Annotated in this window: 11 protein-coding genes; 9 read left to right on the top strand and 2 right to left on the bottom strand. The window is 39.6% G+C overall.

Features of this window, described 5'->3' with window-relative positions; genetic code table 11:
* The first annotated feature begins 12 nt into the window (after positions 1-12).
* Positions 13-957 (top strand): ferrochelatase, encoded by a 945-nt coding sequence (gene hemH / locus GH754_RS11500; RefSeq protein ID WP_153728852.1) that lies wholly within the window; start codon positions 13-15, stop codon positions 955-957.
* Positions 950-2,350: a protoporphyrinogen oxidase gene (gene hemY, locus GH754_RS11505; protein WP_153728853.1), complete on the top strand. Its 1,401-nt coding sequence runs from the start codon at positions 950-952 to the stop codon at positions 2,348-2,350. Before hemH ends, hemY begins: the two co-directional genes overlap by 8 nt.
* Positions 2,351-2,556: 206 nt before the next feature.
* Here hemY and yhfH read toward each other — a convergent pair whose 3' ends face one another.
* On the bottom strand, positions 2,557-2,685 hold the full coding sequence (gene yhfH, locus GH754_RS11510; RefSeq protein ID WP_153728854.1) for a protein YhfH: 129 nt from the start codon (positions 2,683-2,685) through the stop codon (positions 2,557-2,559).
* Between the two features lie 119 nt (positions 2,686-2,804).
* Here yhfH and GH754_RS11515 point away from each other — a divergent pair, with 119 nt between their 5' ends.
* Positions 2,805-3,542 (top strand): MBL fold metallo-hydrolase, encoded by a 738-nt coding sequence (locus GH754_RS11515; protein WP_323741986.1) that lies wholly within the window; start codon positions 2,805-2,807, stop codon positions 3,540-3,542.
* A gap of 124 nt (positions 3,543-3,666) precedes the next feature.
* Complete coding sequence (locus GH754_RS11520) at positions 3,667-4,671, top strand: lipoate--protein ligase (protein ID WP_153729080.1); 1,005 nt, start codon at positions 3,667-3,669, stop codon at positions 4,669-4,671.
* A 59-nt stretch (positions 4,672-4,730) separates the two neighbouring features.
* Here GH754_RS11520 and GH754_RS11525 read toward each other — a convergent pair whose 3' ends face one another.
* Positions 4,731-5,294, bottom strand: a complete 564-nt coding sequence (locus tag GH754_RS11525) for a hypothetical protein (RefSeq protein WP_323741987.1) — start codon at positions 5,292-5,294, stop codon at positions 4,731-4,733.
* A 274-nt stretch (positions 5,295-5,568) separates the two neighbouring features.
* Between GH754_RS11525 and GH754_RS11530 the strand changes: the two genes are divergently transcribed.
* The 5 genes from GH754_RS11530 (at position 5,569) to GH754_RS11550 (ending at position 11,539) form a co-directional block, all read left to right on the top strand.
* The gene (locus tag GH754_RS11530; RefSeq protein WP_153729081.1) at positions 5,569-6,780 is read left to right on the top strand and encodes a CynX/NimT family MFS transporter; all 1,212 of its coding nucleotides are present in this window, start codon (positions 5,569-5,571) and stop codon (positions 6,778-6,780) included.
* 215 nt (positions 6,781-6,995) lie between these two features.
* Positions 6,996-8,537: a fatty acid--CoA ligase family protein gene (locus GH754_RS11535; RefSeq protein ID WP_153728857.1), complete on the top strand. Its 1,542-nt coding sequence runs from the start codon at positions 6,996-6,998 to the stop codon at positions 8,535-8,537.
* Between the two features lie 176 nt (positions 8,538-8,713).
* Complete coding sequence (locus tag GH754_RS11540) at positions 8,714-9,736, top strand: ABC transporter substrate-binding protein (RefSeq protein ID WP_153728858.1); 1,023 nt, start codon at positions 8,714-8,716, stop codon at positions 9,734-9,736.
* Positions 9,737-9,750: 14 nt separating this feature from the next.
* Positions 9,751-10,749, top strand: coding sequence for an ABC transporter permease (locus GH754_RS11545; protein ID WP_153728859.1), 999 nt, complete (start codon positions 9,751-9,753; stop codon positions 10,747-10,749).
* Positions 10,742-11,539: an ABC transporter ATP-binding protein gene (locus tag GH754_RS11550; RefSeq protein ID WP_153728860.1), complete on the top strand. Its 798-nt coding sequence runs from the start codon at positions 10,742-10,744 to the stop codon at positions 11,537-11,539. Before GH754_RS11545 ends, GH754_RS11550 begins: the two co-directional genes overlap by 8 nt.
* The last annotated feature ends 820 nt before the right edge of the window (positions 11,540-12,359 follow it).

A 12,359-nucleotide genomic window follows, 5' to 3' on the forward strand; every position in this document is an offset into this window, starting at 1 on the left:
GAGGTGTTGGAAATGGCAAAGAAAAAAGTAGGATTATTAGTAATGGCATATGGGACTCCATATGAGGAAAAAGATGTGGAGCGTTATTATACGCACATTCGACATGGAAGAAAGCCAACATACGAAATGCTGGAGGATTTAAAAAACCGATATAAGGCAATTGGTGGAATTTCTCCACTAGCCCGAATTACACAGGAGCAAGCTAAGTCCCTAGAGCAAAAATTAAATGAACTGCAGGATGAGATGGAATTCCACATGTACTTAGGTTTGAAGCACATTGAGCCCTTCATCGAGGATGCTGTGAAGCAAATGAACGATGATGGCATTGACGAAGCGGTAAGTATTGTTCTAGCCCCTCATTACTCAACCTTTAGTGTGAAAGCCTATAATGGTCGAGCACAGGAAGAAGCTGAAAAGTATGGCATCCAGATGTCATCAGTTGAGGATTGGTATGATGAGCCAGGTTTTATTGATTATTGGGTCGAGCAAATCAATAAAGTATACGCAGAAATGACAGACGAACAACGAGACAAGGCCGTGCTTATCGTTTCTGCGCATAGTTTACCAGAGAAGATTTTGCAAAATGGTGATCCATATCCAAAGCAATTGCAATCAACTGCTGATTTGATTGCCGAAAAGGCTAATATCAAGAATTATGAAATCGGCTGGCAAAGTGAAGGGAATACACCCGATCCATGGCTAGGCCCTGACGTTCAAGATTTAACCAGAGATTTGTATGAACAAAAAGGTTATCGTACATTTGTGTATGCACCTGTTGGATTTGTTTCCGATCACTTAGAGGTACTTTATGATAATGACTATGAATGTAAGGTTGTTTGTGACGAACTAGGGGCAGATTATTTCCGTCCTGAAATGCCAAATAGTCACCCTCAATTTATCGGAACTTTAGCAGATGTTGTACTTAGAAAAGTCCAAAGCGGGGATCATCATGAGTGATAAGCAAATTGTCATAGTCGGCGGTGGGATAGCAGGTCTAACCGCTGCCTACTATTTGCAAAAGGAGATCAAGAGCAAGCAACTCCCCTATAAGCTTCGATTGATTGAAGCAAGCAATCAATTAGGTGGAAAAATTCAAACCGTACACAAGGATGGCTTTACTATTGAACGTGGTCCGGATTCCTTTTTAGCACGAAAGGAAAGTGCTGCTCGGCTAGCTAAAAATGTCGGATTAGGGGATGAACTTGTTCGGGTTTCATCAGGAAAATCCTATATTTTAGCGAATGGAAAGCTTCATAGCATGCCAAAGGGTGCATTTATGGGGATACCAACTCAGATTACACCATTTGTTTATTCTAGTTTGTTTTCCATACCGGGTAAGCTACGAGCTGCTGGTGATTTCATACTTCCTAAGGGGAAACCACGGGAGGATCAATCATTAGGAGCCTTTTTCCGTCGACGGTTAGGAGATGAAGTGGTAGAAAACTTAATTGAACCACTACTCTCAGGGATTTACTCCAGTGATGTCGATCGTCTGAGCATGATGGCTACATTTCCAAATTTTTATCAATTGGAGCAAAAGTATGGCAGCTTAATTAAAGGTCTGAAAAAGACGATGCCTAAGCCGTCTAAGGCTAGTCCGAAAAAGAAACAAGGGATGTTTTTAACATTGAAAAACGGTTTGACGTCCTTAGTTGATGCCCTTGAGCAAGATTTTGGGGGGATTGTCACTAAGGGTGTAGCTGTTAGTCATTTGACGAAGAATGATCAAACCTACGAGCTTTTATTAAGCAATGAGGAAAAAATTACCGCTGATGCTGTAGTGATGGCAGCGCCTCACAAAGCAGCACAAAAAATATTAAGCCAATACAACTTTATGAATGAATTTAAAGATATGCCAGCGACCTCAGTTGCAAATGTGGCGATGGCTTTTGATGAGAAGGATATTCAAAAGGATATTGATGGGACAGGCTTTGTCGTCTCACGTAATAATGACTATCGAATCACAGCGTGTACGTGGACACATAAAAAATGGCCGCATACAATACCAGAGGGAAAGGCGCTTGTGCGTTGTTATGTAGGTCGTCCTGATGATCAGGAGGTAGTTGATTTCTCTGATGAAGAGATTGAAAAAATTGTCCTGAATGATTTGAATAAAACGATGAACATCACAGCAAAGCCATTATTTAAAGTGGTCACACGGTGGAAAAATGTCATGCCCCAATATACGGTAGGTCACAACCAGCGTGTGGAACGTGTACAGACCAACATGCAACAGCATATGCCAGGTGTTTTTTTAGCAGGGAGCTCCTTTAAAGGAATTGGATTACCCGATTGTATTGATCAAGGAGAAAAAGCTGTAGAGGATGTATTGGCACATTTAAGTGAATAATCTATAGTTCCTTCTAAGCCTTTTGAGTTAATCAAAAGGCTTTTTTATAATCAAATTTAGAATATAACAGTAGATCAGTGAATGGTTTGTAGTGATTTGCTGTATTATAACAGTATGGTTTAAATTACACAGAGAAGTAGAGCAGTTTTATAACTGCTCTACTGGAGAGGAAATTTGCACATTATCTTTTTAACGTTCCATTAAACTTATCGAGCTGGATGATCACATTCATCACAAAGATTCCCATAACAATCGGCTTTCTCGTCAATCTGGCTACCGCAGTTCATACACTTTTTCTTTGGTAAATTACGGAAAAATTCTAAAATACTCGGCAAGGTTAATCCCTCCACTGTGTGTGTTATTTGATGTTGATTTACTTACATTGTATTATAACACAATGGAAAACGCAATATTCTGTTTTATAACAATTTTATTTTTTTGGGGAGGAATAAAAGTGAATGTCCAAATTATTGGTTATTGGGGTGCTTTTCCTGAGGCGGATGGTGCCACGTCATGCTATTTAATCGAAAAATCTGGTTATAAATGTTTATTGGATTGTGGAAGTGGTGCTTTATCGAGATTACAAAAGTATATGAATCCATTTGAATTAGATGCGTTACTTTTATCCCATTATCATGCTGACCATGTTGCAGATGTAGGTTCATTACAATATTTATATCTTGTTCAAAATATGATTCAAAGTAAAGATAAAGTGTTGCCAATTTATGGTCATCAGCTGGATCAGAATAAATTTTCATCTCTAAGTCATAAAGCAACGAAGGGGATCGCTTATGACCTGAACTCAACTTTAACTTTGGGGCCATTACAAATTCGGTTCCTAAAAACGCATCACCCTGTACCTTGCTATGCGATGAGAATCACAGATGGAGAAACCACAATCGTTTATACTGCAGATACGAGTCACTTTGAAGGATTGGTCACGTTTAGTGAGGGTGCTGATTTGTTAATTGCCGAATGTAGTTTGTATGCCGGGATGGATGGGAGTGGTCCAGGTCACATGACTAGCGAGGAGTGTGGAAAGTTAGCCCAAGCCGCGGGAGTCAAACAGCTTTGGCTCAGCCACCTCCCACATTTCGGTGACCAGCAGAAATTGAAAATAGTAGCCAAGCAGCAATATCAGGGCCCTATCCAAATCGCTAAAGAAACTCTATCCTTTAACGCTTTACCATAGGGGGGGACAGGCCCTAACTGCTTTAAAGCGCTAAAGCGAGGTGGGTTATGTTTTGATTTATTGAGGGCTTATCATTAAAATAGGTAATGAGTATGATTATAGGTTAGGAGGCGCATCACATATGATGTACTTTATTGATAATGAAGGAATTACAGATCCACGAATTAATTTAGCAATCGAAGAATATGCACTAAATAACATGGATATTGAGGGTGGCAATACCTATTTACTGTTTTACATAAATGAACCATCCATTATCATCGGTCGTAACCAAAATACGATTGAAGAAATTAATACGGACTTTGTGGAAGAGAATGGAATTAAAGTCGTTCGCCGTTTATCTGGTGGTGGAGCTGTTTACCATGACCTGCAAAATTTAAACTTTAGCTTTTTAGCTAAGGACGATGGCGATAGCTTTCACAACTTTGCTAAGTTCACTCAGCCGGTGGTTGACGCTTTACGAGAGAATGGAGTAAATGCTGAGCTATCTGGACGCAATGACCTCGAAGTAGATGGCCGTAAAATTTCTGGGAATGCTCAATTCTCCACCAAAGGCCGTATGTTTAGCCATGGAACATTAATGTTTGATTCTGAAGTAGAAAATGTTGTGAGATCCTTAAAAGTAAAATCAGAAAAAATTAAATCCAAAGGAATTAAATCAATCCGTAGTCGTGTAGGAAATATTTCTGAATATCTAAACGAAAAAATGACAATGGACGAGTTCAAAAATATGATCCTTCGTTATATTTTTGATGTTGAAGATGTAAAGGATGTTCCTAGATATCAGCTTACCGAAGAGGATTGGAAGAACATTCATGAATTATCTGAAAAGCGTTATCAGCAATGGGAGTGGAACTATGGAAAATCTCCTTCATTCGATATTCAACATTCAAAACGAATTGAAGGTGCTGGTACCATTGATGTTAGGCTTGACGTGAAAAGAGGAATTATTGAGGACTGCAAAATCTATGGTGACTTTTTCGGTGTTGGAGATGTCAAAGATATTGAACAAAAATTAATTGGTACCCGTTATGAACGTGACGCTATTTTTGAAGCATTCGAGGATGTAGATCTAAAGCATTACTTTGGTAATGTAACATTAGAAGACTTTGCAACTCTTGTTTACTAAGTGATTTTCCTATAGCATAATAATAAGCATGTGGTTTCGATGACGAAACCACATGCTTATTATTTTGAGTGAACCTCAATGGTTAGAGAAGTGACCGCATGGTTATTTTGTTGCACTGTTAATTGAACCTCTCCACTCTCTACAAACATATATGGAGAGCACCGATAGACTTCCTTAATTCCATATTTATTTTGTAGCTTATCGGGTTCAATTATGGAAACGGTTGGCCACCAAATTTCTTCTTTTCCAGAAGGGTATTCAACAATAAGTTGCACATTCTGATTCAACCCCAATTCTTCCCATGACGCCAAATAAAGATTAGTAGCTTGACCCTGACGTACAAGGCTGTCTGAAAAATACCCTAATTCACCAATCTCTCCAAATATCGTATATTCGTTATCCTCTATCGTAATATCTAAAAAGGGAGGTTGATAGGTTATGCTGTAATAAATTCCATAGGAAATGGATAAAAGGGCTGCAATTGACATACCTATCATAAATTTTTTATAGGTACCTTTTTTAAAAGAACTCATCATAGCAGAGGTAGGTGCGACTTTGTCAGCTATAATAAATATGGCAACAATTCCTAACAAGATAATACCAATGAGAATATACAAGCCCACAACGTCCCCTTTCCCCAAAATGTAATCATCATTTGATTCAGTACTTTCGTATACGAATATCCCATTTGAAAGGTTTCAAAATATATTCCTAAATTTATCCATTGCTTTCCTCATTATAACTTATATACTATGAAAATAGAATTATTTTAAGAAAATTTAATACATTTGAAATATAAAGTAAAATAGTGTTGACTTAAAATGATTTGACATGAACAATAGAAGATATTGCTTCATGTTATTGAAAAAGGAATATACGGAAGAGGAGATTGTGTTTATGAAAAGCACTTCCATTACTCAAACGCAACCAGTAACCACACGGAATGCTTTATTAGTATTTGGCATTATTCTAGTTTCATTTAATTTACGCCCTGCCATTACAGCTGTTGGTCCATTAATTGGGTCCATACGCCAAGACTTGGGCATTTCAAATGGTATAGCGGGATTTCTTACAACCTTACCCCTACTTTCTTTTGCGGTATTTTCTTTCTTAGCTCCGCGGCTAGGTATCCGATATGGTCAGAAAATGATGATATTAGCTGGTTTAATAGCATTACTAATGGGTATTTTGGTTCGTTCCATAGGGATGGTTCCAACTGTGTTTATTGGAACCATGCTAGTAGGGGTTGGCATTGCTATTATGAATGTCCTACTGCCGAGTATCATTAAAACTCACTATCCTGAAAAAATTGGGCTAATGACTGGAACCTATACAGCCTCAATGAACGTCTTTGCAGCTTTAGGTTCTGGCATAAGTATTCCACTGGCTGTTCATCTTGGACTTGGATGGGAGAAATCTCTTCTCTTTTGGGCATTTGTCTCGGTTCTAGCTATGGTCGTATGGGGGCCTCAAATCAGAAAGTCTTCAGAGCAAAAAAGGAATTATCAACCTAAATTAGACCTCTCGGAACCCTCGATTTGGCGATCTGCTATTGCCTGGCAAGTGACTGTTTTCATGGGGCTACAATCGTTCCTTTTTTATTGTACGATTGCCTGGCTACCTGAAATATTAAATGGAAGTGGCCTAGATATTTCCACAGCAGGGTGGATGGTTTCCATTATGCAGTTAGCAGGCATACCAATGGCGTTTTTTACTCCTATTCTTGCTGACAGATTTCGAAACCAAAAGGTGATTGTAATACTTATTGGCATCGTTTATTTTACTGGTGTCGCCATTTTATTTGTTGATGGAGGAAATTTTGTATTCGTTACGTTAAGTGTTCTTTTAATTGGTCTCGGGCAGGGAGCTTCCATTAGCTTATCTTTAGTACTTTTGAGTCTACGGGCTAGCAGTTCAGAGCAGGCTGCCCAACTTTCTGGAATGGCACAATCTGTAGGTTATTTATTAGCTGCTATAGGACCAACCTTAGTGGGGGGCTTATTTGACTGGACACATTCGTGGACTATTCCATTGCTATTATTCATGGCAATCGTTATCATCATGGTCGGAGTCGGTCTTGGTGCTGGACGGGATCGAAGCTTATATTGAGTAAAATTATCAAATCGTGTTGGATAAACATGTAAACCTTTTCTTGTACATATCCTGTTCCTATCTTATAATAGAGGCAGGTCCTTATACTATCATATTAGTTGATAGTATAAGAAAAAACTTAGGCTATTAGTAATAGCCCAAGTTTTTTCTTATTATACCAATATGAATGATTATTCATTCATATTTTAAAATTGCTGGGGAGGGATTATTACATGAACTTAAGTGATCAACTAACATGGACAGCTAAGAATCACTTAAGGAAGACCGCTTATATTTTCCAAGGAGAAGAAAAAACATACCAAGAACTAGAAGGAGCTGTGACTAAGTTTGCCTCAAGCTTAAAGCAATTAGGGTATGGGAAAGGAGACCATATCGCATTAGTAGTGGGAAATACGCCACATTTTGTGATTAGCCTATACGGCGCACTTCGAATTGGGGCAACTGTTATCCCGATTAATCCCATTTATACACCTGATGAGATTTCGTACATTATTAATAACGGGGATGTAAAGGGTGTTATTACGTTAGACGTCATATTAGAAAAATTTGAGCATATGGAAAAGTTGATTCCAAATGTCAAGCATTACATTGTTGGTGAGACCAATCCAGAGCTAGAATTTTCAGAATCTCCCTTATCTTCAAAATTGAAATCGTTTACACAGATTGTCCAGGAGGGATCGATAGAACTGGAGAGACCAAACTTAAATGATGAGGATACCGCTGTTGTTCTTTATACATCTGGAACGACTGGCAAACCAAAAGGGGCAATGCTTACCCACAAGAATTTATTTTCAAACGCAAAGGACGTTGCGGATTACTTACAAATTGGACCAAGTGATAAGGTGATTGCGGCTTTACCAATGTTCCACGTTTTCTGTTTAACGGTTGCCCTAAATGCTCCACTCATGAATGGGGGAACTGTACTCATTATGCCGAAGTTTTCACCTGCTGAGGTGTTTAAGGAAGCAAAGAAACACCAAATTACCGTTTTTGCAGGTGTTCCAACGATGTACAATTACTTACTTCAACAGCCTGATGGAGATGTATCAGCTTTTGAGAGCATGCGCCTCTGTATATCGGGTGGAGCGGCCATGCCTGTTGCTTTATTAGAGAACTTTGAGAAAAAGTTTAATGTGAAAATATCAGAGGGGTATGGACTATCGGAAGCATCACCAGTAACGTGCTTTAATCCTCTTGATCGCGAGCGGAAGGCAGGTTCAATTGGACAGAGTATAATAAATGTTGAGAATAAGGTTGTAGATGAATTTGGTGAAGAAGTTCCTGTTGGGGAAGTAGGGGAGCTCGCGGTTCGAGGACCAAATGTAATGAAGGGCTATTATAAATTGCCAGTAGAAACTCAAGCTACGTTAAAGGATGGTTGGTTATATACTGGTGATATGGCCCGTATGGATGAAGAAGGTTATTTTTACATTGTAGACCGTAAGAAAGACTTGATCCTTGTTGGCGGCTACAACGTTTATCCGCGTGAAGTGGAGGAAGTATTGTACGATCATCAGCAGGTCGCTGAAGTGGCGGTCATCGGCGTTCCTGATCCTGATGCAGGTGAGGCAGTTGTGGCATTTGTTGTCTTAAAAGAAGGAGAACAGGCAAGTGAGGATGAATTATTTACTTACAGCTCACAACGACTAGCCAAATATAAGGTACCAAGCAAAATTGAATTTTTGGATGAGCTACCAAAAAATACAACTGGAAAAATCTTGCGTAGGGCTTTGAAGGATGTTGTACGAAATTAATGTAATACGTGTATAAAGGGGGTGGGCGACCATCCCTTTTTTTATTTTTACTATAAATCTACTTACATCGTAAATTTAGGCTTGAAAATTAGGTTAATATTCTTTACACTTTAATACATAAAAGCATAAACGCATAAAAGCATAAAAGCGCCGAAGTGCTAAAGGGGGAGCTTGTAATGAAAAAATTAGGAATGATTCTATTATTTGGTTTACTATTATTCCTTGCAGCTTGCGGTACTGATTCAGAAGATACTTCATCCTCTGATGAGCAAGGTAATGCAAGTGGTGGGGAAGATGCAGGTTCTAAAGAATATGTGGTTGGAGTACTCCAGCACGTTGAGCATCCATCATTAGATGCTGCAACAGAAGGGTTTAAAGCCGCATTAGATGAGTCGGATTTGAATGTGCAATTTGAAGAAGAAAATGCACAAGGGGATTCTAAAAATAACCAATCGATTGCTAGTAAATTTGTTGGTGATGAAGTAGATTTAATATTTGCAAATGCAACACCAAGTGCTCAAAGTGCTGCCAATGAAACGGAAGAAATTCCAGTCGTGTTTACATCTGTTACCGATCCAGTTGGCGCAGGACTAGTAGATAGCATGGAAAGCCCAGGTGGAAATGTAACAGGAACTTCAGACTCTAATCCAGATGCGATTCCAAGTACAATGCAGCTAATTAAGGATATGGGCTATGAAACTGTAGGTACAGTTTACAATTCAGGAGAACAAAACTCTGTTACACAGATTGAGCAAATGAAAAAAGTAGCCGATGAGCTAGGATTGACAGTAGAAGAGGCAAGCGCTGCTACCTCTGCTGACGTAAAACAAGCGGCCGAATCACTTGTTGGGGAAGCTGATGTATTTTATATCATCACAGACAATACAGTTGTGAGTGCACTTGAATCAGTTATTATGGTCAGTGAACAGGAAAAGCTTCCACTATTTGTTGGTGAACTAGATTCTGTTGCACGTGGAGGGTTTGCCGCTTATGGATTTGATTATTACGATATTGGTTACGAAGCAGGTCAAAAAGCCATACAAATATTAAAAGGTGAAAAAGAACCTGGTGAAATTCCAGCAGAATATCCACAAAACTTAATCCTTAATGTAAATGAGGATGCAGCAGCAAATATGGGTGTAGAAATTACAGATGAGATAAAAGAACAAGCAACAATTGTCCAAACACAACAAGAATAAAAGGGTGAATAATTATGGTTGGTGCACTTTATGGTGCCTTTGAGTCTGGACTTATATATGCCTTAATGGCTTTAGGTGTTTACTTAACATTTCGAGTGCTAGACTTTCCGGATTTAACAGTAGATGGAAGCTTTGTTACAGGTGGAGCCGTTAGTGCGATTATGATTGTAAATGGTTCAGACCCCTTTCTAGCCACGTTGCTAGGAGGGGTTGCTGGCTTTCTCGCAGGCTGTGTAACAGGACTTCTCCATACAAAGGGGAATATCAATCCTTTACTAGCTGGGATATTAATGATGACGGCCTTGTATTCTATTAATCTTAGAATTATGGATATGCCAAATATACCACTGCTCAATCAATCTACTATTTTTACAAAGATTGAAGCATGGTGGAATAGTCTTCAGTTAGATGAAATTCTCATGAAACCATTTACGGCTTTAGGAATTTCCGATTACGCTCCAAGAACGTTTCTAGTGATTGTTAGTATGGTCGTTTTCGTAATAATCATTAAATTTGTGATGGATTGGTTACTGCAAACAGAAGCAGGATTAGCACTAAGAGCAACAGGAGATAACATTCGCATGGTAAGAAGTTTATCCGCTAATACAAACCGCTACATTGTGATGGGATTAGGGCTTTCCAACGGCCTTGTTGCTATTAGTGGGGCTCTTATCGCTCAATACAATGGCTTTGCTGATGTCAATTTAGGAATTGGGATGATTGTCGTCGGTTTGGCGTCGGTTATTATTGGGGAAGGGCTATTTGGTACAAAGAAAATTGCCCGAACCACTCTTGCCGTTATTTTAGGTGCTATTGCTTATCGAATCATTATTGCATTAGCTCTACGGGTTGATTTTGTCGATGCTAGTGATATGAAGCTGATCACAGCGGTGATTGTTGTTGCTGCACTTGTAATACCTCATTGGTGGAAGCAAGTAAAAGAAAACAACCGAAGACATACAAAGAAGAGACAGTTACATCAGAATGGAAAGGGGGAAAATACACATGCTTAACTTAAAACAGCTAGAGAAGGTCTTCTATGAGGGCACCCCTGATGAAAAGAAAGCCTTGCAAGGTGTAGATTTAACCTTAAATGAAGGTGATTTTGTCACTGTCATTGGTAGTAATGGTGCGGGGAAATCAACCTTGCTTAATATTATTGCGGGCGTTTTATTCCCGGATTTTGGTGCAATTACGATTGATGATAAGGATGTTACCTTTATACCAGAGCAAAAACGTTCCAAATGGATTGGCCGTGTATTCCAAGATCCCATGGCCGGTACGGCGCCTAATATGACGATTGAGGAAAATCTAGCTCTAGCATTAGGGCGAACGAAGAAACGTTCATTCTTACGTGGTGTGAATGCCAAAAGAAGAGAGGAGTTTCAGGACCTACTATCGTCCATTGATATTGGCTTAGAAGATCGTTTAAATACGAAGGTCGGGCTCTTGTCAGGCGGTGAACGTCAAGCGCTCTCACTTGTTATGGCGACCTTTACCAAACCAAGAATTCTCCTCTTGGATGAACACACAGCAGCACTTGATCCGGCTCGAGCAGAACTCATAACGAACATCACAAAGGATATTGTGAAAAAGCATCAGCTCACAACATTGATGGTGACACACCAAATGGATCAGGCGATTGAGCTAGGAAATCGACTATTCATGATGGATGCAGGACAAATTATTTTTGATGCAGATGAAAAACAGAAGAAAGATTTAACTGTTGAGCAATTGATTGAAGAGTTTCAAAAAATCAGAGGAAAACAATTTACAAACGATCGGGCCATGTTGTCTGTATAAGAAAAGGAAAAGGTCGGTGTATTCACTGACCTTTTCCTTTTTTGTTTATGCTTTTTCTAAGAGAATGTTGTTTTTGACTTAAAAGAGATAAAATGCGACATAGTTAGACTTTTTTAGTGTTGCTTAAGTCGTTCTGATGATTATTGAGTGCATGCATACCGTTCCGGCAGAATACTCCGCTTTCCATGGGCGCGGCCTCAGCCTCCTCGGAAGCCCAGACCGCTTCCTGCGGGGTCTTCACCACGCTTCTTCCCATAGGAGTCTCCGTATTCTGCCTCCACTATTGAAGTGTTCTGATGAATGCAAAGTTAAAAAGCTTTTGATTAACCAATAGTTCAGCTCTAAATAAACGAATGAGGCAATGTTTTAGCGGAGGAAATACACGGAGACTCCTGGTCGGTTAAAAACGGCCACGTCCTGTGGCCAACACCGACACTTGAACGTCAGGTTCTTCGTGGGAGAAAAGAGACAGGTGAGACCCCGCAGCGAGGGTACGACGTTGAATGGACTCCTTTGCTCCCTTGCGCCGAGAAAGCCTACTTCGAAGCGATACGAGTAGACGCAGGCGCACACGAACTTCGAGGAGGCTCACCGCTCGCCCGCGGCAAAAAAGACACTATGAAAACGACCAAAGGGAGTTTGAGTAGATGTCGCACTTGTGCCCTTGGGTGAAAGCGAAGTGTATTTCCGGAGCGATGGTTGTGCACTCATCTTATCGATCATTGGAAAATACGCTAGAGTTACGTCGCATTTTATATCTACTGCACAGTACAAAAGGCAGTAAAGTTTTACAGAAACAGCCTTTATTTAAAATGAAAGT

It is taken from the genome of Salinibacillus xinjiangensis (genome assembly GCF_009649735.1).
Taxonomy (GTDB): Bacteria; Bacillota; Bacilli; order Bacillales; family Alkalibacillaceae; genus Salinibacillus; species Salinibacillus xinjiangensis.